Origin of the sequence: Paraburkholderia sp. BR10936 (assembly GCF_040965735.1) — a bacterium.
Classification (GTDB): Bacteria; Pseudomonadota; Gammaproteobacteria; order Burkholderiales; family Burkholderiaceae; genus Paraburkholderia; species Paraburkholderia nodosa_A.
In genome coordinates this window covers 494,397-518,312 of sequence record NZ_JBFRCM010000004.1, presented here as the reverse complement: position 1 = coordinate 518,312, position 23,916 = coordinate 494,397, and the positions used below count along the sequence as shown (strand labels likewise).

The following is a 23,916-nucleotide window of genomic DNA, read 5'->3' as shown; positions in this document are numbered from 1 at the left end:
TTTGAATTAGTCGTTGACTCGGCTCGCGCGTCGTCACTAGAATTCGCGTGTTTCCACGAAAGGGGCATATGCCTTGGACAGTTGTAGTTGTCGACCTTCGAATCGTTTTTCTGCCTGACCGGCACGACGCCCGCCTGGATTCTTCCTTAGCCGCCGTCCTGCCAGCAGGCAGACGGTGCGCGCCGCAGTAGCTTCCGCAGTCTCTCCCGCGCATCTCTTCGATTGGCCGCCGTCGTTGGCGTGTGTCCTATCACGCACGTTCGTCAACGCGACCCGGCGCGTCGAGCCATTGGCTCGCGACGCCGCTCGTTCACGCCGTTTTCGCGCGCGCAACACCGCGCCGGAACGGGCGTGCGGTTAAACACGTCCGTCAAGCTTGATTCGGACCCTGACAACAGAGGAGTTCACAATGCCCGACCCTGAGCCTTGTCCCTGCACGACTTGCGCTGCGCTCCCACAAGGCGCGGCCCGCTTCGCCTGACATCAGTCCGCACACGTTCCTCCCACACGCCCGGGCATATCGCCCCCCGCGTGAAGCGAAACGAAGGCACGCCTGATCGATGGCGCCACGTTTCAGGCATCTGGAGGAATCACCGTGCACTTCGCTCTCCTCGTTTCGCAACTCCCGCACGTCGAAGAAGCTCGCACGCACTACAACGGCATGCTCGGGCTCGACTCACATTCGCACGGTTCAACCGGCGTAGTTGCTGCCGTCTGGACGGCATTCAAAAAGCTCGTTCGCTGACACGGCCTGGCGTCGCCGACTTCTGCCCCTGCTCCTGCACCAGCAGTCGGCGGGGCAGCGCCACGTCTCAATCATTAAGTTCAAAAAAGTACTACTAAGGAATAAGTAACGATGTCCACCACTCCTGCAAACATCACGCAACGTCGGAGTGCCGTGCTCGACGACGCGCACGTGGGCGATATCAAAGGCGCCCTCGGCACCATCGCCCGCCACGACACCGCTCCGCGCAGCAACTGGATGGCGCGCCTGCGCACACTGCTTGCCATCCTCGGCCCCGGCCTCATCGTCATGGTCGGCGATAACGACGCCGGCGCCTTCGGCACTTATACGCAGGCGGGGCAGAACTACGGCACGTCGCTGCTCTGGACGCTCGCGCTGCTGATTCCGGTTCTCTATGTGAACCAGGAAATGGTCCTGCGCCTGGGCGCCGTGACCGGCGTCGGCCACGCACGCCTCATCTTCGAACGCTTCGGCAAGTTTTGGGGCGCCTTCAGCGTCATCGATCTTTTTCTGCTCAATGCGCTTACGATCGTCACCGAGTTTATCGGCATTACGTTTGCGCTCGACTTTCTCGGCGTCTCGAAGGTTCTCGGTGTCTGCATCGCCGCGGTACTGACGATGGCGGCGGTCAGTACGGGCGACTTCCGGCGCTTCGAACGCTTCGCGATCGTGCTGTGCCTGTTGAGTCTGCTGCTGATCCCGGTGCTCGTTTCGATTCACCCGCCCGTGGGCGTTATCGCGCGCGACTTCTTCGTGCCGACCTGGCCGGCGAATTCGAAGCTCTCCGACGTGATGCTCCTCGTGATCGGCATCGTCGGCACGACCGTCGCGCCGTGGCAACTTTTCTTCCAGCAGAGCTACGTGATCGACAAGCGCATCACCCCGCGCTTCATGAAGTACGAGAAAGTGGACCTCTGGATCGGTATCGCGTTCGTGATCGTCGGCGCTGTGGCGATGATGGCCTTCACCGCCGCGCTCTTTGACGGCAAGCCCGAGTTCGGCAACTTCACCGACGCGGGTGGCGTGATTGCGGGTCTGCACAAGTACGTCGGCCAGACCTCGGCCACGATCTTCGCCGTGGCGCTGCTCGACGCGTCGATCATTGGCGCCGCGGCCGTTTCGCTCTCGACGGCCTATGCGATTGGCGATGTCTTCAAGGTCAAGCACTCGCTGCACCGCAGCGTGCTCGACGCGAAGGGCTTCTATCTTGTCTACTTCGGCATCATCGCGCTCGCGGCGGCCCTCGTGCTGATTCCTGGCAGCCCGCTCGGCCTCTTGACTGAGGCTGTGCAGACGCTGGCCGGCGTGCTGCTGCCGAGCGCAACGGTGTTCCTGTTGCTGCTCTGTAATGACAAGGCGGTGCTCGGCCCGTGGGTGAATTCGAAGAGGCTGAACGTGTTCACGGGTGCAGTGATTGCCGTGCTCGTCGTGTTGTCGATCATCCTGACGGCGGCCACGGTTTATCCGGATATCAGCGGTGCGGCAATTATCAAGATTCTCGTAGGCGGATGCGGGCTTGCCGCAGCGGTGTACGCAGCGGTGGAACTCTCGCGCAAGTTGCGCGGCGCGAATGTCACCCATGATGCGGCTCCGCTCAACAAGCCGGCCCTGAAGGAGTTGCGCAACACGTGGCGCATGGCGCCGCTCGAAGACCTGCCGGCGCCGCAGCACCTGACGCTGTCGACACGCGTGTGGATGGGCGTGCTGCGCACCTACCTCGTCGTCGCAGTGAGTCTCGTGATCGTGAAGGTCGTGCAGATGGCCATTCACTAAGGCGGAGCGGGGCAGGTATATGTCTGCCCCTTTTTTGCACGTCCGCTGGCTGGAGCAGGGTTCAGGCACAGTGGAGCAGGGGGGGCGAAGGTGCGCTGGTGACCGGACCTTGCCGGGACACTGCGGCCTATTGCATCAGGCGTCGATGATGAAAATGCACGTTCTCTCGCTATCCGTGGTTTCAGCCCGGGTCCTCGCCGTCGCTTTTCTCGTCGTCGATCAGGACTGTCAGGTATCCACAACGAGCGCCATGCAGGCCGTCGCGGACGCGTTTCCCGAAAACGGACTGCCGAGTGGCGGAGCATCACACTGTCTTGTCTACGGGAAATACTGCCTCAGTAACGCGTTACGCAGCCGATAATCGATACGCAGCGCGAGACGTCCGAATAAAGCGCGTTTGCAGACCTCGCGTTGCGAAGTCGTTTCCTCCGTATCGATTTCTCTTATCGGCGACCGGGTCTGCAAGCCGGTCTGCCGACCTCCCGCCGTGCACCGTTGAATCCCGCCAAGCCTTGTCCAGCTTGGCGCTGCGCGGCTCATCGCGAGCCACTGGCGTGCCTTGCTCGTGCTTTCTTGCCCACGGAGCGCCTCTTGCCTGCCGTTAACCCGATGTAGTTTTCCGTAAGCCCCGTTTCTATCTTGGCGAAAAACATTTCGTGCAGTACGACAGGAGGAGACGGCGATGAGCGGCAATGCAAGCGTAGGTGAGGGTGGGTATCAAGGGACGAGAACCGCAATCGACGGCAAGCCGACGCTCGGCGCAATCTTGCGCGCCGGCATAGCCGGCGGCTTGACGGGCGCGGTCATCATCTGGATCTACGAGGCGCTCATCTGGGTCGGCGCCCAGCATCTCATGCCGCTTGCGGGCATTCCCCGCAACGCGACCGGCCTCGTGTTCGGCAAGGGCGTACAGGACTGGCTCGGCATCTGGGCGTATTTCCTCGGGACTGCCATTCATTTCTTCTTCGCCATTGCGTGGGGCGTGCTGTTCGCGGCGATCTGGCCGTATTTCCGCCGCCGTGGTTACGAAGCCACATTCGTCGCGCTCTTTTATGCGATCCTGGCCTGGATCGTCATGCATGTGGCGATTAGCATCGCCTCCGACAACCATCCCAATTACTACGACCCGGTCGTCATCATCGGCGGTTTCATGTCGCACTTTTGCTTCACTGTGCCGCTCGCCCTCGTGGTGAAGCGCATGCTAGCGACCGAGCGCGGACGCTGACGCCTCCGGCGTCAGCACCGAACTATCAAGAAGTCAACAACAGGGGAAAGTGACGATGTCGTTAAATAGAGGATTCCTTAGCTTGTCGGTGATGGCGGCGGCTGTCATCGCCAGCACGCCGGCGATGGCGCAATCGTCGGTGACGCTCTACGGCGTGCTGGACGTGTTCGCCGGCTACCAGAACACGAAAGTCGACGGCAAGACCACGTCGCTCGCCGTGCTGGGCAACAACGGCTTGATGACGAGCCGGTGGGGCTTGCGCGGCATGGAGGACATCGGCGGCGGATACCGCGTGAACTTCGCGCTGGAGAGCGGCTTCGATCCGGGTACGGGCAAGTTGCAGAACAGCTATCGGTTCTTCGATCGCCAGGCGTGGGTCGGTCTGGGCGGTGGGTTCGGCGAGGTGCGTTTCGGGCGGCAGAACACGCCGATGTTCACCTGGAGCGGCAATATGGACGCCTTCGGCGCGGCGACCTACGCCTCGGGCTACAACAACTTTGCGAACTGGCTGGCGCGTGTCGACAATGACATTGCGTGGATCTCGCCGAAGTTCGTGGGGACCCAGGTCGAACTGCATTATTCGGTGGGCGGCCAACCCGGTACGCTCGCGGGCAATGCCGTGTATCAGGCCGGCGTGCAGACCACCCAGGGCCCGGTCTATCTCGCGCTTGCCTATTTGAACGCGGCGAATGCGACAGCTTCCAACCGTGTGCAGGAATTCATGGCGGGCGGCAATCTCGACTACGGGTGGGGGCGCATCTATGTCGGCTATTTCCGCGCCAACGACGTCATTTCCGCGACCACCGGCAATGCGCTGAGCAACCCGGCGGGCAAATACGACCCGACGGTCGGGCCGGTCGGCAATACGGCAGGCGACTGGCACAGCACGTATTCGCTTTCGGCCGACTACCGGTTTACGCCGTTCTTCAGCATGGGCGCCGGCGCCACCTACACCAAGGACAGCACGCATCTCGGCAATGACGCCCTGCAATATGGGGCGATCGTCAACTACGATCTCTCCAAGGGGACGCGGCTATACGGCACGATTTCCGAATTGAAGAACTACGGCACCGCGCAGTTCAAGATGGCAGGCGCCAGCATTACGACGGGTTCGTTCCTCACGCCGGGACCCGGTCAGAGCGAATTCGGCGTTCAGGTCGGCATACGGCATCTGTTCTAGCATTTGAGAAAACGCAAGCAGCCGATGCTTAACGCATGAAACTCCACGCCACCACTTCGTAGCCATCGGACATTGGACTACGATCAAGAATGCAAGGGCGATGTCGTCGCAATTTCGAATCCGTTCACGGTGCCTCATCGTGAATCGAAATATGCAAACCTTGCTGGGGACGACGGACTCGCCGCGTGCCTGCGGACCGAAAGGAGGGCGCCCGGCGATCCGGCGTATTTCCGGTTGTCGATGGAGGAACCATGAAAGCACTGGTCTATAACGGCCCGGGCAAGTTCGCACTCGAAACGCGGCCAATGCCCGCCTTGCAGGGACCCGGCGACGCCGTGGTCAAGATCACGAAGACGACGATCTGCGGCACCGATCTCCACATTCTCAAGGGCGACGTGCCGAGTTGCGAGCCGGGCCGCATTCTCGGCCACGAAGGCGTGGGCGTCGTACATGAAATCGGCAGCGGCGTCTCGACGTTGAAAGTCGGCGATCACGTGCTCGTGTCGTGCATCTCGAGCTGCGGGCAGTGCGAGTACTGCCGGCGCGGCATGTATTCGCATTGCAAGACGGGCGGCTGGATACTCGGTAATCGTATCGACGGCACGCAGGCCGAATACGTGCGTACGCCGCACGCGCAAACGAGCCTGTACCGGATTCCCGACGGCCTCGACGAAGCCGCGCTCGTGATGCTCTCCGATATCTTGCCGACGGGCTTCGAATGCGGCGTGCTCAACGGCAAGGTCGAACCCGGCAGTACAGTGGCCATTGTCGGCTCCGGGCCGATCGGGCTGGCCGCGCTCCTGACCGCGCAGTTTTATTCGCCCGCGCAGGTGATCATGATCGATATGGACCCCAACCGCCTGGAATGCGCGAAGAAGTTCGGGGCAACGGCGTGCATCGATCCGCGCGCAGGCGACGCCGTGGATGCGGTGATGAAGCTCACGGATGGCGTCGGCGTGGATTGCGCCATGGAGGCCGTTGGCGTGCCTGCGACGTTCGAACTGTGCCAGCAGATCGTGGCGCCGGGTGGCGTGATTGCGAACATCGGCGTGCATGGTGTGCCGGCGTCGCTTTTCCTCGACAAGCTCTGGGACCGCAACGTAGCGATCACGACGCGTCTCGTCGACACAGTGAGCACGCCCATGCTGCTCAAGACCGTGCGTGCCGGACGGATCGATCCGAACCGGCTGATCACGCACCGGTTTTCATTCGAAGACATGCCCAAGGCGTATGAGACGTTTTCGCAGGCGGCCAGCACGCAGGCGTTGAAGGTGATTGTCGAGATGTGATGCGGTGGTTTGATGTTTGCGAACATCTATAAAACTGCGATAATTTATCTTATGTTAAATAAGAAAAATCCACGGGCGGCGCCACCTGCCAAGGTTGCGCCGCTCTGTCATTGAGCCTCCTCGAACGAAGGCCGCACGGCAGCCGGCTCCAGTTCGATTCGCTTCGCACCGGGTTTCGCATGCAACGCGAATGTCGATGCGACGAACGACGGCGCCAGATTCCAGTGGTACGTCACTTCATGACGCGGCCTCGAAGGCTGGGTCGTGTCGGTCACGACCAGATGGCACGGCAGCGGTCGCCGTCCCTGCTCGATCCACATTTCCCAGTCGGCGCCACGCTGCTGAAACGCGTAATGCGTGCACCGGCGCGCATCGACCATTTCGACGCCGAGCACCTGCGCCGCCGTGATCGCCGCGTTGTCGTCCTTGCCGTTGCCCCAATAGAAAAGCTCCGCGAGCGGCGCTTCGATACGCCAGGTGTTCGCGAGTTCACGTACGAGGCCATCGAGCGTCGGTGGCGCGTCATTGCGCGTGTAAAAGCCCTTCTTTTCATTGAAGGTCATGAATTCGCGTCCGTCATAGACCAGCCCGCGCAGGTTGCCGTTGCCCGTGATTTCGGCGCGCAGCCGGTCGGGCCGCTTGACCTCGAGCACCGTATGGCGCAGCAACGCGGCGTTCTGGCCGTTGTCGAGCACGACGTCGGTCGACGTGTCCGCGTTGACCTCGAACTTGCGCAACGTGCGCAGATAAGCGCCCATGGCATTGAGCGCGTCGAGCGCCTGCGCATCGACGGCTGCCTGCGGCGCGTTCGCGGCGGCGGTTCCCTCGCCGTTATCGAGATCGGTGAGCGGCGATGGAACATTCGATTGCGCCTGCGTGTAGCCCCCGCTCTCCGGATGCGCACAGCCGGAGAGCGCAATAGCGGCGCAGAGCGACAAGGCGAACTCGGCAGGAACCCCGGAAAAGACTTTCTTCTTCAAGACGTCTCCTGACTGAGCATCCGCATAAAACGACGGGCTTGGAGCACACGGCATGCCCAGTGGACCGCTGTGAGGCACACGTCGCCTCTCCCTGCATGCACGACTCAGTAAAAGCCCTGGTCGGTTGGCCCACCGCCTCGCAGTATCATCGACCCATATTTTAGAACGACGTTCTGTTGAATAGAACGGGCAGACACGCAAACGAAGCGTTCAGGAGATTCCGATGTCCAGCTTGCCAATCGGAGCGACACACGCGTCGCTCCGGGACCCTGCCGCCGCGCCCGTCAGTGCGGCCGAGATCAACGCGCGCATTGACCGCCTGCCGGCCACGCGCGCCATCTGGACGCTCGTGCTCCTGCTTTCGCTGGGCGGCTGGTTCGAGTTCTACGATCTGTTCTTCACGGCCTATGTCGGGCCGGGCCTCGTGAAAAGCGGTCTCTACTCGACCACCACGGCTTCGTTCTTCGGCTTCTCGGGTCTCGGCGCCTTCGTCGCGGCGTCGTTCGCGGGGCTCTTCATCGGCACGTTCTGCTTGACAGGTCTCGCCGACCGCTATGGCCGCCGCACGCTGTTCACCGCATCGTTGCTCTGGTATTCGGTGGCGACATGCATCATGGCGCTGCAGACGGGCGCGCCCGGCATCAACCTGTGGCGCCTCATCGCGGGCATTGGCGTGGGCGTCGAACTCGTCACCATCGACACCTACGTGAGCGAACTCGTGCCCAAGCACATGCGCGGCCGCGCGTTCGCGTTCGTGCATCTGGTGCAGTACACGGCAGTGCCGGCCGTTGCGTTGCTTGCGTGGTGGTTCGTGCCGCGCGCGCCGCTCGGCTTCGACGGCTGGCGCTGGGTCGTGATGTTCGGCGCGTTCGGCGCGCTCATCGCCTGGGCGATCCGCCGTCGCGTGCCCGAGAGCGCGCGCTGGCTCGCGCAGCGCGGCCGCACCGAGGAAGCTGCACGCATTCTCGCGAGGCTCGAAGCGAAGATCGAGGCGCAGCACGGTCGCTCGCTGCCTGCGCCTGTCGTGGAACCTGCCAGCGCGCAAACACTTGCCAAGGCGCGTTTCGCCGAGATCTGGCAGCCGCCTTACCGCCGCCGCACGATCACGCTGCTCGTCTTCAATCTGTTTCAGGCCATCGGCTTCTACGGCTTCGCCTCGTGGGTGCCGACGCTGCTCGTTTCCAAGGGCGTCACGGTCACGCACAGCCTGCTCTACTCGTTCGTGATCGCGGCGTCGAATCCGTTCGGGCCGCTGCTCGGCATGGCGATTGCCGACCGCATCGAGCGCAAGACGCTCGTCGTACTCTCCGCGCTCGCCATCGCCGTCTGCGGCACGCTGTTCGCCATGCAAACCTCGGCCGGCATGCTCATGTTCCTCGGTGTGCTCATTACGCTGGGCGGTACCCTCCTCTCGGTCGGCTACCACGCGTACCAGGTCGAGCTCTTCCCCACGCGCATGCGCGCCACCGCTGTTGGCTTTGTCTATTCGATGTCGCGTCTTTCCGCGATGTTCTCGGGCTTCATGATCGCGTTCGCGTTGCGCCACTTCGGGGTGCCAGGCGTTTTCGCGCTGATTACCGGCGCGATGATCGTGGTGATGGCGGCCATTGGCATCTTCGGGCCGCGCACGAAGAATCGCGCGCTCGACGACATCTCCCACTAATTTTTCCCAATACGAGGCGGTAACCATGCTCCCGTTAGCCGGCGTGCGCGTCCTGGATCTGTCGAATGTGCTCGCGGGTCCCTTCTGCGCCTATCAACTCGCGCTCTTCGGCGCCGAAGTCACCAAGGTCGAGCATCCTGAAGGCGGCGACCTGGCGCGCCGCCTCGGGGCCGACAAGGACGCCGCGGCGCGCAATATGGGCGCGTCGTTCGTGGCCGTGAATGCGGGCAAGCGCTCGATCACGCTGAACCTGAAAGACCCGCGCGGCAAGGCCATTTTGCTCGATCTGGTACGCCACGCCGACGTGCTCGTCGAAAACTTCCGGCCCGGCGTGATGGACCGCCTCGAACTCGGCTACGATCAGTTATCCAAAGTGAATCCGGCTCTGGTCTACTGTGCGATTTCCGGTTTCGGCGATGAAGGCGAGCTGTCGCGCCGCCCGGCCTACGACCAGATCATTCAGGGCATGTCCGGCGTGATGAGCGTGACGGGCGACGCGCACAGCGCGCCGCTGCGCGTAGGCTATCCCGTCTCCGATACCGTGGGCGGCCTCACCGCCGCATTCGGCATTTGCGCGGCGCTCGTCGACGCGCGAACGAGCGGCCGCGGGCGGCACCTCGACGTTTCGATGCTCGAAGCCACGCTCGCGACCATGGGCTGGGTCGTGTCGAACTACCTGAACGCCGGCGTCGAGCCTGCGCCGATGGGCAACGAGAATTTCACGGCCGCGCCCTCGGGCACCTTCCGCACCGGCGCGGGGCTGCTCAATATCGCGGCAAACGAAACGCGCCAGTTCGAAAGCCTGTGCGAGGTGATCGGCCGCCCCGACCTGCCGCGCGACGCGCGCTTCTCCGCGCGCCATTCGCGCAAGCAGCATCGCGAAGCGCTCAAGGCCGAGATCGAAACCGCGCTCGCCCCAGACAGCGCGGCCAACTGGGAAACGCGCCTGCTCGAGCGCGGCGTGCCCGTGGGCCGCGTGCTCTCGGTGCCCGAAATCCTCGCGCATCCGCATCTGGCCGAACGGCGCTTCATACGCGAGTTCGAACCGGCACAAGGCGAAGCCGCGCAACGCGTGACGCGCGCGGGCCTGCGGCTCGCCGATGCCGACGCCGCGCCCGCCACGCCCGCGCCGGTTCTTGGCGCCCACACGCGCGAAACGCTCGCACAACTCGGTTACGAAGCCGCCCAAATCGAAGCTCTCCACGATGACGGAGTGATCTGACCATGCCGACGACGAATACAGCCACGCCCGATCTCGCCGCCCTATGCGCCGACTACTGGAGCACCTCGATCATCGACATCCATCCGGGTTCCATCAAGGTGCGCGGCTATCCGATCCAGGAGCTGATCGGCAGCGTGAGCTTCCCGCAGATGATCTGGCTGATGCTGCGCGGCGAGCTGCCCGGCGACGAAGAGGCCACGCTGCTCGAAGCAGCGCTCGTAGCCTCGGTCGATCACGGACCACACGCGCCTTCGATCGCGATCTCGCGCATGGCCACGAGCTGCGGCTTGCCGATCAACGGCGCAATGGCCTCGGCACTCAACGCACTCGACGACGTGCACGGCGGCGCCGGCCAGCAGGCGGTCGAACTCTATGCCGACATCGCCGCGCGCATCGTGGCAGGCGCCCCATTCGACGCGGCGGTCGAAGCCGGCGTCGACGAGTTCATTGCCAGTCACGGCAAGTATCTCCCGGGCTTCGGCCATCGCTTCCATCCGGTCGATCCGCGCGCCGGACGGCTGCTCGCGCTCGTCGACGCACGTGTGGCGTCGGGCACCATCAAGGGCCGCTACGCCGCGATTGCGCGCGGCATCGAAGCACTGCTGAAAAAGCGCAAGGACCGCCCCGTGCCGATGAACATCGACGGCGTAACGGCCGTCATTTACGCCGAACTGGGCTTTGCGCCCGAACTGGCGCGCGGCGTGTTTTGTCTCTCGCGCGCGGTGGGCATCCTCGCGCATGCGTGGGAGCAGCGCGGGCGCGGCGAGCGTAACAAGGGGCCCATGCCGCGTCAGATTCCGTATGCCTATACTGGCGCGCCGGAGCGACATCTGGAGCAGCCCTGATCAACGCCCCGTGAAAGCGACCGTGTGCAAACGGTGCTTTGCGCCTGCAATGTTTGCGCTAGCTGCGCGTGGCTTCAGGCGTCCTGACGTGCGTGCGCGGCGTGCGCACGTTGGGCGGCGCGCAGCGCGCGCGAGTCGCCGCCGAGCGCGTCGGTAGCGCGTATCGCGCACTCGAACAGCGCGTCGAGATGACGCTCGACGAACGCCGCGTCGATACGCGAACTCGGCCCGGCGAGCGTGAGCACGCCACGCAAGGTGTCGTGAACGCCGAACACGGGCATGGACACGCCGGCGGTTTCGCGGTCGCGCTCACCGATCGAGATGCAGTAGAAGTCGTGGCGAATGGTCTCGAACGGCTCGCCCGGTTCGCCGCCGAATGCCAGCAGCGCGCGGCCGCCAGATCCGCTTTCGAGCGGCAGCACGTCGCCCTCGCGCACATGGTGACGCACCACATGATGCGAATCGACGCGATGCAGGCACACGCGCACCGCGTTGTCACGCACGTAGAACGAAACGCTCTCGCCGCTCGCCGCGGCCAGTTCGCGCATGAGCGGCAGCAGAATGTCGCCCATGTTGAGACCGCGCTGATAGAGCGCGCCCAGCGCGAACGTGGCGGGGCCGAGCTGGTAGCGGCCGTCGTCGAGGCGCAGCAGCAGGCGATGCTGAATCAGCGCACCGGCCAGCCGCAGCAACGTGCTTTTATAGAGGCCCGTGCGCGCTGCGAGTTCGGCGAGCGTGAGCGCGCTGTCTCCGGGGCGAAACGCAAACAGGATGGCACACGCGCGGTCGATGACAGCGACGCCTTCTTCTTTCTTGACCGTACCAGCCGGGTCTTGCGCGGGCATGAATGGAAAACGTGGGGATTGGGAATGCGTCCGATTTTACGCGACTTGCCGTCTCCCGGGTGCGCCCCCCTCACCTTCGACTCCAGCGCTGCTGCTCGTTGCACGGGACGCGCGCGTTACTTCGCCCGCGCCACCGAATCGCGCAGCGTCACGCTTACGGGAAACGTGCGCTCGATCGGCCACTGTGTGCCGTAGCACTGGTTGATGAGCCAGCGCACCGCATTGCGCGTGAGCTCCGCGGTGGGAATGTGCACCGAGGTCAGCGCAGGCGCCATGTAGGCCGCCGAATAATCGTCGTCGTAGCCGATCACCGAAACGTCGTGGGGCACGCGCAACCCTGCCTGCTGCAGACGCGCGAGCGCACTCATGGCCATCGTGTCGTTCGCGCAGAAAAGCCCGGTGAAGCGATGTTTGCGTTCGAGGAGCGTCCCGGCCGCCACATAGCCACCCTCGGGCGAGAAGTCCGAGACGATATGCGGCACGGTTCTGCGCTCGATGCCGTGACGCGCCAGCTCGGCGAAAAAACCATGCAGACGCGCCGCATTGTCCGAGGACGTGGACGGGCCGCCGATCACCGCAAGCTCGCGATGGCCGTGCTCGATGAGCGTGCGGGCTGCCATCTCGCCGCCGTGAAAGTGATCGGCGCAAAACGATGCTTCGGGCAACTGATCGAATGAGCGGTTCAGGAAGGCCATGCGCGGGTGCATGGCGTGCAGCATCTGCAGGTCGTCGTCGTACAGATCGTGGCTGATGACCACGACGCCGTCGCAATCGCGGCCGATGAGGAAGCGCACGGCCTCGATGGCCTGCTCGCGCGGCGAGGCTTCACCGCAACCGGTGGCCACCACCACATGACGCCGCACGGCGCGCAGCTGCGTGTCGGTTTCCTTCAGGATAGTGCCGTAGTACGAGCCGAAAAACGTCGGTACGAAGATACCGATGATGCCGAGCGACTTCGTGGCCATCGCCCGGCCGATGGACGAAGGCCGGAAATTGAGCTGTTCGATCGCAGCCTGCACGCGCGCGGCTGCTTCCGCCGACACCGGACCGTTGCCCGATATCGCCCGCGAAGCTGTCGAAAGGCCCACGCCGGCCAGCGCCGCCACGTCTTTCAGGGTCGCCACGTTCCTGGCCTCTCTGTCTTTATCGGTTGTATGCATCAAATGCGTGCGCCGGTTTCTTCGTCGAATAGCGAAACATGCGCACCGTCGATGGAGAACGGCACCGCCGCCCCACTCGCCAGCGGCGTCTTGTCCTGATCGATCGACGCGATCTGCCCCCCCTGATGCTCGATCCACAGGACACGATGATTGCCCATGGGCTCCACGAGCGTCAAGTGGCCTTCCCACGACGCCTCGTGCGGGCGCACTGCACCGCCTGCACGCACGTCTTCCGGGCGCACGCCGAGCACGCAGGGGCGTGTCGGATCCGGCGTGCCCTTGAACGCGTAAGCCGACACATCCACGTCGAGGCCTGACCCGCGAAAGCGCAGCCGGCCTTCGTCGGCTTCGAGCCTGCCACGCAGCAGGTTCATCGGCGGCGCGCCGAGGAAGGTCGCGACGAACAGGTTCTCTGGGCGCGCGTAGACTTCGGCCGGTGTGCCGAACTGCTGGATCGCTCCGCCCTTCATCACCGCCATGCGCGTGGCGAGCGTCATCGCCTCGACCTGGTCGTGCGTCACGTAGATCATCGTCGCGCCGAGTTGCTGATGCAACTGCTTGAGTTCGCGGCGCAATTCGGTGCGCAGCTTGGCGTCGAGATTCGAGAGCGGCTCGTCGAACAGGAACACGTCCGCCTCGCGTACGAGTGCGCGCCCGATCGCCACACGCTGGCGCTGGCCACCCGAGAGCTGCGCGGGTTTGCGCGAAAGCAGTGGCCCGAGCTGCAGCATGTCGGCGGCGCGCTTCACGCGGCGGTCGATCTCCGCCTTCGGCGTGCCATTGATACGCAGTGCGAACGAGAGATTGCGCTCCACGTTCATGGTCGGATAGAGCGCGTACGACTGGAACACGAGCGCCACGCCCCGATCCTTCGGGTCGGCCCACGTCATGTCCTCGCCGCCGATCTCGATGCTGCCGTCGGTCACGTCGACGAGGCCCGCGATGCTGTGCAGCAAGGTGGATTTGCCACAGCCCGAAGGCCCGAGCAACACGACGAACTCGCCTGCGCGCACATCGAGATCGAGTTCGTCGATCACCGTGTTCGCGCCGAGGTCGATGCGCAGGTTGCGTACGGAAACGTTCGTGAGATTGCCCATGCCCTGCTCCTAGCCTTTCACCGCGCCCGAGGCGATGCCGCGCACGAACCAGCGCCCCGAAATGAAGTAGATCGCGAGCGGCACGGCCGACGTGAGGATCGTCGCGGCCATGTTGACGTTATAGATACGCTCGCCGGTCGTCGTGTTGATGATGTTGTTCAGCTGCACCGTCATCGGCAGGTTTCTCGTGCCCGCGAACACGAGGCCGAGAATGTAGTCGTTCCAGATGCCGGTGACCTGCATGATGATCGCCACGACAATGATCGGCACCGACATCGGCAGCATGAGCTGCATGAAGATGCGCCAGAACCCGCCGCCGTCGATGCGCGCGGCCTTGAACAGCTCCTGTGGCAACGACGCATAGTAGTTGCGGAACAGGAGCGTCATGACCGGCATGCCGAAGATCGTGTGTATCAGGACGATGCCCGGCAGCGAGCTGAACAGATGCACGAAGGCCAGCACGCGCACGAGCGGGTACACCATCACCTGCACGGGAATGAACGCGCCCGCGAGCAGAATGCCGAACAGCACGCCCGCGCCGCGCGGCCGCCAGAACGACAGCGCGTAACCGTTCACGGCGCCCACGGCAATGGAGATGACCGTGCTCGGCACGACGATGCGCACCGAATTCCAGAAGCCCACGCGAATGCCGCTGCAGTCGAGCCCCGTGCACGCGGAGGACCACGCGTCGCGCCACGGCGCGAGCGTCCACTGCACCGGCAGTGCGAGCAGATGACCGAGGCGGATCTCGGTCATCGGCTTGACCGAAGTCACCAGCATCACATAGAGCGGCAGCAGGAAGAACAGCGCCGCCGTGAACAGAAACGCATAGACGCCGAGCCGCGCGGGCGTGAAGCGGCTGCGCGGCTTGCGCCGCTTTTGCGCCGCACGCGCGGAAGCGGGCGCGGGACGCAGCGAATCGGCCAAAGGCGTGCTCATGCCCGGTCTCCTTTGAGCGCCGCGCGGCTGCGCGCGTAGAAGAATGGCGCAAGAATCGCGAGGACGGTAGCGAGCAGCACGATCGACGCTGCCGAGGCGAGCCCGATGTTCGCGCGATTGAACAGGTAATCCATGATGAATTTCGCCGGCACCTCGCTCGCGGTGCCGGGGCCGCCTTGGGTCATCGCGACCACGGCGTCGTAAAGTTTCACGACCATCACGAAGAGCAGCACGAATGCCGTGGAAAGCGAGGTCTTGAGCATCGGCACGACGATGCTCGCGTACACGCGCCAGCGCGGAATGCCGTCGAGGCGCGCGGCCTTCCATATTTCGTCGTCGATGCCGCGCAGCCCCGCGAGCATCAGCGCCATCACGAGACCCGAGGCCTGCCACACGGTGGCGATCACGAGCGTGTAGATCGCGAAGCGCTGCGTGACGATCCAGTCGAAGCGCGCGTGCTCGAATCCCATGTGCCGCAGCACGGCCTGCACGCCGAGTTCGGGGTTGAGGATCCACTGCCAGACGAGGCCCGTTGCGACGAACGACATCGCATAGGGATAGAGAAACACCGTGCGCAGCGCGCCTTCCGCCACGACGCGCTGGTCGATGAAGATCGCGAGCAGTAGCCCGATCACGAGGCACGCCGCGATGAAGCACAGGCCGTAGATCACGAGATTCTGCAGCGACAGGATCCAGCGGTCGTTCTCGAAGAGCCGCACGTACTGCGTCACGCCCGCGAAGGTGTTGGTGGGCAGCGAGCGCGAGAGGCTGAGCGAGACGCGCGCCGTCCACAGCATGGTGCCGAGATACGCGAACAGGACCGTCGCCGCCATCGGCGCGAGCGCGATCCAGGCGGCGAGCGAGAGCCGCCGCCGCGCGGGGCGCGCGCTGCGCACTTGCCCCGCTTGGCGTTTGGCCGGGTGCAGCTTGGCGGCGTACATGGTTGCGCTCAGCTCTGGATTGCCGTGGCAAAGGCTTTCTGCGCGTCTTCGGCCGACTGGTTCTTGTTCCAGAAGTTCGTGATGACGTCCTGCAGCGCGCCCTGGACATCAGGCGGAATCAGCATTTCCGGATTCGGCAGTTGCCGCGACTTGTCCTTCATGATCGTCATGCCCTCCTTCGCGCAGATGTCGAAGCCCGAGGTGTCCACGTCGGGGCGAATCGGAATCGAGCCCTTCTTCTGGTTGAACGCGACCTGTGCGGCAGGCGAGGTCATCACCGTGGCGAGCAGTTGCTGCGCCTTGACCTGCTCGGGATTGTCGGTCTTCGGGAACACGAACACGTCGCCGGCGATCATGTACGGCGACTTCGGAAAACCGGGGAAGCATCCGAAGTCCTTGCCCGCCACCTGGTTCGCGGCAGAAAACTCGCCCTTGGCCCAGTCGCCCATGATCTGCATACCCGCCTTGCCGGAAATCACGAGCGCCGTGGCGTCGTTCCAGTTGCGGCCAGGCGAGCCCGGATCCACGTAATTATGCAGCCGCTTGAAGGTCGTGAGCACGTTGCGGAACGCGGGCGAATTCACGGCGTTCGCGTCGCGGTCGCGGTACACCTTCATGTAGAGATCGCGGTCCATGTCGGCGAAGATGGCGTCGAAGGTGATCTTCTCCTGCCATGCCTGCCCACCCAGCGCGAGCGGAATCACCCCAGCCGACTTGAGCTTGTCGAGATCGGCGAAGAGTTCGTCGAAATTCTGCGGTTCGCCCTTGATCCCGGCCTTGGCGAACGCGGGCTTGGAATAGAAGAACCAGTCCTGCATGTGGATGTTCACGGGCGCGGCATAGTAGTGCCCTTTGACCTTGATCGCCGTGAGAATCGATTCAGGGAAGCTGGCACTCCAGTTCTCCTTCGTTGCGACCGCATCGACATTGTTCAGGAGTCCCTGGTCGATGAGATCGTGAAACTGCCTGGACGTATTGAACTGCGCAGCGGTGGGCGGATCGCCGCCCACGATGCGGTTGATTGCCGTTGCGCGCGCCTGGTCCCCACCGGCGATCGCGTTGTCCACCCACTTCCCACCCGCCTGATCGTAGGCAAGCGCGAACTGCTTGATCGCGGCCGACTCGCCGCCCGACGTCCACCAGTGAATCACGTTGGCCTTCAGCGGCTCCGCGGCGTGGGCCGCGAGCGCGCCGGCCAGCGCGAGAGCGGCCACGATGCCGCGCAGAACGGGTGCGTTGTGCTTCATTGCGTCTCCTGTCGATCCGGAGCTGGCGCTTCAGCTGTCGCCTGGCGTCAGTGCTTTCGGCACCGGCGTCGGGCCCATGCAGGGCTCCGGTTGCTCCGGGTTGGTCTGCAAAAGCTTTTGGGTTGGAAATTTCGTCGGCCACGGCGCGTCGTACGGCATGCCCGAGCGTCGCATGCCCTGCCGTGGTTGTCACGCTAGTTGTTGCCCTTGCTCGGTAACCCTGTCAAGCGCCCTTGACGTGCCATCAAGCGCCGTCGAGCGCGCGCCGCTGCGCGATGAAACGCGCAATGAGTTGCGCACTGCGCTTGGGCGTGCGAACCTGCGTGTCGTAATCGACATGCACGACGCCAAAGCGCCGCTCATAGCCAAACGCCCATTCGAAGTTGTCGAGCAGCGACCAGACGAAATAGCCGCGCACGTCCACGCCCGCCTTGATCGCGGCGTCCACCGCGGCGAGATGGCGCTTGAGGAACGAGATGCGTTGCGTATCGTTGACCTCGCCTTCGCTCACGCGGTCGTCCGAAGCCATGCCGTTCTCGGTGATATAGATCGGCGGCAGGTTCTCGTAGGTGCGACCGAAACCGATCAGCAGGTCGCGCAGACCGTCGGGGTGAACCTCCCACCCCATCTGCGTACGCTCGACGTCCTTCAGCGGCACTTCGACGAAGCCGTGCGCGCCGTCGCTCTTCACGTTGGTGCGGAAATAGTAGTTGATGCCGAGGAAATCGAGCGGCGCCGAGATCGTCTTCATGTCGCCTTCGAGCACGAGCGGCTCGGTGCCCGGCCACAGCTCGAAGAGTTCGTCGGGGTACGCGCCCTTGAGCAGCGGATCGAGAATCCACGCGTTGTGCTGCACTTCGAAGCGGCGCGCGGCGCGCACATCTTCCGGCGACGAGGAATCGGGCGTGCCGCGTCCCACGTTCGCCACGATGCCCTTGGTCGAGCCCGGATCGTTCGCGCGCAGCACGCCGGTAGCGAGGCCGTGGCCGAGCAGCAGATGATGCATCGCCTGGGTGGCATAGCGGCCGTTCGCGAGGCCCGGCGCGTGATGGCCGTTGCCGTAGCCGAGGTACGCCGAGCACCACGGCTCGTTGAGCGTCATCCATGCGTCGACGAGGCCGGACAGTTCGCGGCTCATGAGGTCGGCGTAGTCGGCGAAGCGGTATGCGGTGTCGCGATTGAGCCAGCCGCCGCGATCTTCCAGATGCTGCGGCAGGTCCCAGTGGTAGAGCGTGGCGAAGGTGCGCACGCCCTTCTCCCTCAGGCGCTCCAGCAAGCGCTTGTAGAAGGCGATGCCTTTGGCATTGGGCCGGCCCGCCTCGTCCATGACGCGCGGCCACGCGATCGAAAAGCGATAGGCCTCGAAGTTAAGGCTCTCGAGCAAATCGAGATCGGACTCCCAACGGTGATAGTGGTCGCAGGCCACGGCGCCCGTGTCGCCCGCGAGCACCTTGCCCGGCGTGGCGCTGAACGTGTCCCAGATCGAGGGGATGCGCCCGTCCTCGTGAATGGCGCCTTCGATCTGATACGAAGCCGTGGCCGCGCCCAGGAGGAAGTCGCTGCGCCACAGTGCAGAGCTGGCGGGCGGAGTGAAAGGATCGTCGGCAACTGCGGCGGCGGAATGCGGCAATGCGGTGTCCTGAGTCACGAAGCCTCCTGCGCGGAAGTCACCGGCGTTCTGGGTAGCCGGATCAGGTTGGAGTGGAAGCGCTTCCACAGCGCTTGAGGCGCACAATAGCAGCGGCGAATTCCGGCGGGCAATCGGGGTTTTTATGGACGTTATTATGTAGCTGCTTCACACGTTTTCCGCACTACACGCTCGTCTGGCTTGTAGCATGGCTACACCGGCGTCACGCATCCGAGCGCGACTCCAGTTCGGGACGCACTGCCGCGAGCGCTTCGTGCAGGGTCGGAAAGATGTTCGCACGGCCCACCACGGCCGTGATGCCATGCCGATCCATGTCCGAAAGCAGATAGCGGTTCACGCGCCCGAAAATCACCTTCACGCCGCGCTCCGCGAGTTCCGCGCAGAGGTCGATGACGGAGCGCCCCGCGGAATAGTCGAGATCGGTGATCGCCCCCGCATCCACGACCACGCAGTGCACGGGCGACGGCGCGCGATCGATCAGCATGCGCAGTTCGTCGACGAACAAATGGTCGTTCGCATAGAACAGGTCCGCACCGAAGCGATAGACGATCAGCCCTGCCGCCGTGAGCTGGCCCGCTTGCGCGGGCTCGGGCAGCCAGTGCCCCTCGTCGTTCGGCACGAGCACCATGGTGTGCGGCCGGTAGCTATGGCGCACGTGGCGCAGTAACGACAGGCCGATCGCGATGAGGATACCGTTCTCCACGCCGATCACGACGACGGCGAGCGCCGTCGTCACCGCGAGCCGGAATTCGCCGGGACTTTCGCGGCGAATGTCGATCAGCTGGCGAATGTTCACGAGCCCCACGGCAATCGTGAAGACGATCGCGGCCAGCACGCAGTGCGGCAGATATTGCAGCAGGTGGCTGAAGAACAACAGCACCACGAGCACGACGCCCGCGAACACGAGCTGCGCGAACTGGCTGCGCGCGCCGGCCTGATCGGCCATGGCGGTCTGCGTGAGGCTACCGTTCACGACGAACGCGCCGCTCATCGAAGCCGCCGCATTGGCCGCCGCGAGGCCGAGGAGATTGGTGTCTTCGTCGCTGCGCTCGCCGTAGCGCTCGGCAAACGCGCGGCTCGTGGCGGCGCTTTGCGCGACGATGATGACGAAGCACGACGCCGCCACCTGCAGCAGATCGATCATCTGGAACCAGCCCACCGCGGGAAAGCTCAGGCGCGGCAAGCCGCCCTGCACTGGCCCGATCACCGAAATGCCGTGGGCCGCGAAGTTCAGCATGGCGCTCGCGGCGATGCCGCCCGCCACGGCGACGAGCGGCACCGGCCAGCGCGGCCGGTACGTCTTGAAGACCAGAATCGCCGCCACGACCACCGCGGCGATGGCAAGCGTCTGCCAGTGAATCGTGCCCAGTTGCGTGACGATCTGCTTGATCTGCAGGACGGTGCGGCGTGAATTGACAGTAATGCCAAGCATGTCGCCGAGCATCGCCACGCCCACTTGCACGCCCACGCCCGTGAGAAAACCTGCGAGGACGGTGCGCGAGAGAAAGTCCGCGAGAAAGCCGAGCCGAAACAGGCGTGCGATCAGCAACATCACGGCCGTGAGCAAGGCGGTCATGCCCGCAAGCGCGACGTACTCAGCGCTCGAAGGCGCTGCCATGGTCGTGAGACGGCTCGCGAAAATGGTGGCCGTGGCGGAATCGGCGGCAACCACGAGATGGCGCGACGCGCCAAAGAGTGCAAACGCAACGAGCGGCAGAAAGCCTGTGTACAGACCGGTGACGGCAGGCATGCCGGCGATGCGCGCATAGCCAAGCAGTTGCGGCACGTTCATCGAGGCAAGCTGCACGCCGGCGAGCGCATCACGCAATGCAGACGCACGAGACAGCGGACGCACGCCGCGAAACAGTTCAAACGCCATTACGCCATCCTTTCGAAATCCGCCTCTTCGGGCGGTGTTTTTTTAGCTGCGGGTTCACTGGCGCAGTATGTTAGCGCGCGGGCGCGTTCCAGTACGTGTTCGATTGCAACGTCGTTGCTCGCGCATCAATGAAAGAGGCCAGCCCGCAGGCTGGCCTCATGACTGATCCGCTCAACCGCGTCACGCAGCGCGATGGCTATACCCGAATCGGCGGCGGCATATAACGGCATTCGTAGCGTTTTCGTACCGTGCCGTTCTCATCCACGCTTTCGAGGAACACGTCGAACTGCCAGAGGCGCGCCATGTGGCGCAGCACTTCGTCGGTGTCACCCGAAAGATGGCGATTGTCGCTCATGAAGTGACGCAGCGTGAGGCTACGATCGCCGCGCGTGTTCACCGACCACACCTGAATATTCGGTTCGCGGTGATGCATGTCGTACTGACGCGAGAGCGCCTGGCGCACGTACTGGTAGCCGCTTTCGTCGTGGATGGCCGAGACTTCGAGTGCGTCGCGCATGTCGTCGTCGAGCACCGAGAAGAGCCGCATTTCGCGGATCAGATGCGGCGACAGGTATTGCGCCACGAAGCTCTCGTCCTTGAAGTTGCGCATGGCATAGTGCAGCGCCTTGAGCCACGGACTGCCGGCCAGCTCGGGGAACCACTTGCGGTCCTCCTCCGTGGGGTTCTCGCAGATGCGGCGAATATCGCTCATCATCGAAAAGCCGAGCGCATACGGATTGATGCCGCTGTAATACGGCTTCGTCACCGGCGGCTGATAGATCACGTTGCTGTGCGAATGCAGGAACTCCATCATGAAGCCGTCTTCGAGCTTGCCCTGCGTATAGAGCGTATTGAGCAGCGTGTAATGCCAGAATGTGGCCCAGCCTTCGTTCATGACCTGGGTTTGCCGCTGCGGATAGAAGTACTGCCCGATCTTGCGCACGATGCGTATGACTTCGCGCTCCCACGGCTCGAGCAGCGGCGAGTTCTTTTCGGCGAAATACAGCAGGTTTTCCTGCGGCTCCGGCGGAAAGCGCTCGTCGATCTCCTCGGCAACGGGCATTTGCTGCTTCGGCAGCGTGCGCCATAGTTCATTGACCTGGGACTGCAGATAAGCCTCGCGTTCCCGGCGCAATGCGGCCTCGCGCTCGAGCGACAGCTTTTGCGGACGTTTGTAGCGGTCTACGCCGTAATTCATGAGCGCGTGGCACGAGTCGAGCAACTCTTCCACGCGGTCGAGACCATAACGCTCCTCGCATTCGGCGATGTAATTCTTCGCATACACGAGGTAATCGATGATGGCGTGCGCGTCCGTCCAGAGACGGAACAGATAGTTGCCCTTGAAGAACGAGTTGTGCCCGTACGCGGCGTGCGCGATCACGAGCGCCTGCATCGTCATGGTGTTCTCTTCCATGAGATACGCGATGCAGGGGTTGGAGTTGATGACGATCTCGTAGGCGAGGCCCATCTGGCCGCGGCGATAGCTCTTTTCGGTGGAGAGAAAGTGCTTGCCGAATGACCAGTGGCGATAGTTCACCGGCATGCCGACGGACGCATAGGCGTCCATCATCTGCTCGGCGCTGATCAGTTCGAGCTGGATCGGATAAACATCCAGTTCGTATTGCTCTGCAACATGCGAGATATGAGTGTCGTACTCCTCGATGAGTTCGAAGGTCCAGTCGGAGGGGCACGGCAACGGCCGTTTGTCGGCTACGTTCATTTGCACTTCCCTTTGCTGGGCGAGCCCATGCTCCTTGTGGCGAGCAGCCCCGGCGGCATGTCCGGGCGCTTCGGCGTCCTCATGGTGGCCGGGCTTGCGCTCGTCACCGTGTTCGCCATGATGCCCTTTTTCGTGGCCGCTCGTCTTCCGGCGCTCCGGCTGGTAGCCGCGCGCCTCATTGTGCAGGTGGCGTGTCGTCATGAGTGCTCCACCTGCTTTTCGAAAAGCTCCCGGAACACCGGGTAGATGTCCGCCGCGGTGTCGACTTTCTTCATCGCCAGATGCGGTTCGGTGAGTGCGAGCTGCGCGTATTCGAGCCAGAGGTTCTGCTCCTCCGGCGTCACCTGAATATACGCAAAATAGCGCACCTGCGGCAGTATGTCATCCGCGAGAATCTTGCGGCATTTGGGCGAATCGTCAGTCCAATTGTCGCCGTCCGAAGCCTGTGCGCCGTAGATGTTCCAGTCGCTTGGCGAATAACGGTCCTCGATCACTTTTTTCATCAGCTCCAGTGCGCTCGACACGACCGTGCCGCCGCTTTCGGTGGAATGAAAGAAGGTGTCCTCGTCCACTTCTTCGGCACGCGTGTGGTGGCGAATGAAGACCACCTCGATCTTTTCGTAATTGCGCTTGAGGAACAGGTACAGGAGGATGAAGAAGCGCTTGGACAAGTCCTTGCGCTGCTCGTCCATCGAGCCCGACACGTCCATGAGGCAGAACATCACGGCCTGGCTCGACGGTTGCGGCTGCTTCACGCGATTCACGTAACGCAGATCGAACGGGTCGATGAACGGAATGCGCCAGATGCGCCCGCGCAGGTGATGAATCTGCTCTTCGAGCCGCGCGATTTCTTCACGCCGGTCGGCCGGGTCGGCCTTGAGCGCTTCGAGCTGCTCCTCGAGTTCGTGCAGTTCGTTGACGAGCGGCGCACCGAGCGCGATGCGACGGCCAAGCGCGCTGCGCAGCGATCTCACGACATCGATGTTGTTCGGCGTGCCTTCGGCAGCCCAGCCCGCGCGGATGCTCTTCCACGTTGGCACGGCCATGAGATGGGTTTTGACGAGGCGCGGCAGTTCGAGGTCGTCGAAGAAGTACTGCATGAATTCTTCGCGGGAGAGTTCGAACACGAAGTCGTCCTGACCTTCGCCCTCGTTGCTCGCCTGGCTGCCGCCACCGCCGCCGCCGCCCTGTGGACGCGGAATGCGGTCGCCGCGAATATAGTCCTCGTTGCCTGGGTGAACCATTTCGCGCTTGCCGCCGGGGCCGTGCCGGAACGACGGCTCTGCGATGTCCTTGCGCGGAATGGTGATGCTCTGGTTGCTCTGTATGTCCTTGATGCTGCGGTCACGCACCGCTTCCGAAACGGCGTGACGAATATAGTTCTTCACGCGGCGCAAAAAGCGCTCGCGGTTAGCAATGCTCTTGTTCTTTCCGGCTAGCCTGCGGTCGATGATTTGATGAAGCACATCCAGTCTCCCGCTCCAGTTGCGAATGGGCGAGGTGCGCAGTGTTCATTGC

The 23,916-nt window shown here is 63.6% G+C and carries 18 protein-coding genes; 7 read left to right on the top strand and 11 right to left on the bottom strand.

The genetic code is table 11. The features are described 5' to 3' along the window. Positions 1–856: 856 nt before the first annotated feature. The 4 genes from AB4Y36_RS11940 to AB4Y36_RS11925 all read left to right on the top strand — a co-directional run bounded on the left by AB4Y36_RS11940 (position 857) and on the right by AB4Y36_RS11925 (position 6,212). Positions 857–2,518 carry an Nramp family divalent metal transporter gene (locus AB4Y36_RS11940; RefSeq protein ID WP_368683041.1) on the top strand — a complete coding sequence of 554 codons (1,662 nt, stop codon included), beginning with the start codon at positions 857–859 and terminating at the stop codon, positions 2,516–2,518. A gap of 682 nt (positions 2,519–3,200) precedes the next feature. After that, positions 3,201–3,743, top strand: a complete 543-nt coding sequence (locus AB4Y36_RS11935) for a hypothetical protein (RefSeq protein WP_368662055.1) — start codon at positions 3,201–3,203, stop codon at positions 3,741–3,743. Positions 3,744–3,798: 55 nt separating this feature from the next. After that, the gene (locus AB4Y36_RS11930; RefSeq protein WP_368683040.1) at positions 3,799–4,923 is read left to right on the top strand and encodes a porin; all 1,125 of its coding nucleotides are present in this window, start codon (positions 3,799–3,801) and stop codon (positions 4,921–4,923) included. Between the two features lie 251 nt (positions 4,924–5,174). Next, the gene (locus AB4Y36_RS11925; RefSeq protein WP_069265716.1) at positions 5,175–6,212 is read left to right on the top strand and encodes a zinc-dependent alcohol dehydrogenase family protein; all 1,038 of its coding nucleotides are present in this window, start codon (positions 5,175–5,177) and stop codon (positions 6,210–6,212) included. A 107-nt stretch (positions 6,213–6,319) separates the two neighbouring features. Here the strand turns inward: AB4Y36_RS11925 and AB4Y36_RS11920 are convergent, their stop codons facing one another. Further along, positions 6,320–7,192, bottom strand: a complete 873-nt coding sequence (locus AB4Y36_RS11920) for a DUF2092 domain-containing protein (protein ID WP_368683039.1) — start codon at positions 7,190–7,192, stop codon at positions 6,320–6,322. Positions 7,193–7,415: 223 nt separating this feature from the next. On the opposite strand from AB4Y36_RS11920, the gene AB4Y36_RS11915 reads away from it, so the two are divergent. The 3 genes from AB4Y36_RS11915 to AB4Y36_RS11905 are packed head-to-tail and all read left to right on the top strand — an operon-like array spanning position 7,416 to position 10,922. Continuing rightward, positions 7,416–8,855 (top strand): MFS transporter, encoded by a 1,440-nt coding sequence (locus tag AB4Y36_RS11915; RefSeq protein WP_069265714.1) that lies wholly within the window; start codon positions 7,416–7,418, stop codon positions 8,853–8,855. A gap of 25 nt (positions 8,856–8,880) precedes the next feature. Beyond that, positions 8,881–10,077, top strand: a complete 1,197-nt coding sequence (locus AB4Y36_RS11910; protein ID WP_368683038.1) for a CaiB/BaiF CoA transferase family protein — start codon at positions 8,881–8,883, stop codon at positions 10,075–10,077. A gap of 2 nt (positions 10,078–10,079) precedes the next feature. Continuing rightward, positions 10,080–10,922 carry a citryl-CoA lyase gene (locus tag AB4Y36_RS11905; protein ID WP_368683037.1) on the top strand — a complete coding sequence of 281 codons (843 nt, stop codon included), beginning with the start codon at positions 10,080–10,082 and terminating at the stop codon, positions 10,920–10,922. A 74-nt stretch (positions 10,923–10,996) separates the two neighbouring features. Here the strand turns inward: AB4Y36_RS11905 and AB4Y36_RS11900 are convergent, their stop codons facing one another. The 10 genes from AB4Y36_RS11900 to AB4Y36_RS11855 form a co-directional block, all read right to left on the bottom strand. Next, entirely contained in the window at positions 10,997–11,767 is a 771-nt protein-coding gene (locus AB4Y36_RS11900; RefSeq protein WP_069265711.1) for an IclR family transcriptional regulator, read from the bottom strand. A gap of 116 nt (positions 11,768–11,883) precedes the next feature. Then, positions 11,884–12,891 carry a substrate-binding domain-containing protein gene (locus tag AB4Y36_RS11895; RefSeq protein ID WP_176732901.1) on the bottom strand — a complete coding sequence of 336 codons (1,008 nt, stop codon included), beginning with the start codon at positions 12,889–12,891 and terminating at the stop codon, positions 11,884–11,886. A 35-nt stretch (positions 12,892–12,926) separates the two neighbouring features. Next, complete coding sequence (locus AB4Y36_RS11890) at positions 12,927–14,024, bottom strand: ABC transporter ATP-binding protein (RefSeq protein WP_342945771.1); 1,098 nt, start codon at positions 14,022–14,024, stop codon at positions 12,927–12,929. 9 nt (positions 14,025–14,033) lie between these two features. Next, positions 14,034–14,963 carry a carbohydrate ABC transporter permease gene (locus AB4Y36_RS11885; protein ID WP_069265708.1) on the bottom strand — a complete coding sequence of 310 codons (930 nt, stop codon included), beginning with the start codon at positions 14,961–14,963 and terminating at the stop codon, positions 14,034–14,036. Next, positions 14,960–15,904, bottom strand: coding sequence for a carbohydrate ABC transporter permease (locus tag AB4Y36_RS11880; protein ID WP_368617594.1), 945 nt, complete (start codon positions 15,902–15,904; stop codon positions 14,960–14,962). The genes AB4Y36_RS11885 and AB4Y36_RS11880 overlap by 4 nt, the downstream gene beginning before the upstream one ends. An 8-nt stretch (positions 15,905–15,912) precedes the next feature. Continuing rightward, positions 15,913–17,151: an ABC transporter substrate-binding protein gene (locus tag AB4Y36_RS11875; protein WP_342945773.1), complete on the bottom strand. Its 1,239-nt coding sequence runs from the start codon at positions 17,149–17,151 to the stop codon at positions 15,913–15,915. A 244-nt stretch (positions 17,152–17,395) separates the two neighbouring features. Beyond that, on the bottom strand, positions 17,396–18,799 hold the full coding sequence (locus AB4Y36_RS11870) for a GH1 family beta-glucosidase (protein WP_368683036.1): 1,404 nt from the start codon (positions 18,797–18,799) through the stop codon (positions 17,396–17,398). Positions 18,800–19,001: 202 nt separating this feature from the next. Further along, the gene (locus tag AB4Y36_RS11865; RefSeq protein ID WP_368683035.1) at positions 19,002–20,678 is read right to left on the bottom strand and encodes a SulP family inorganic anion transporter; all 1,677 of its coding nucleotides are present in this window, start codon (positions 20,676–20,678) and stop codon (positions 19,002–19,004) included. A 196-nt stretch (positions 20,679–20,874) separates the two neighbouring features. Continuing rightward, positions 20,875–22,599: a SpoVR family protein gene (locus AB4Y36_RS11860; protein ID WP_069265703.1), complete on the bottom strand. Its 1,725-nt coding sequence runs from the start codon at positions 22,597–22,599 to the stop codon at positions 20,875–20,877. Continuing rightward, a complete protein-coding gene (locus AB4Y36_RS11855; protein WP_069265702.1) occupies positions 22,596–23,864 on the bottom strand; it encodes a YeaH/YhbH family protein in 1,269 nt (422 codons plus the stop codon). Before AB4Y36_RS11855 ends, AB4Y36_RS11860 begins: the two co-directional genes overlap by 4 nt. Positions 23,865–23,916 lie beyond the last annotated feature (52 nt).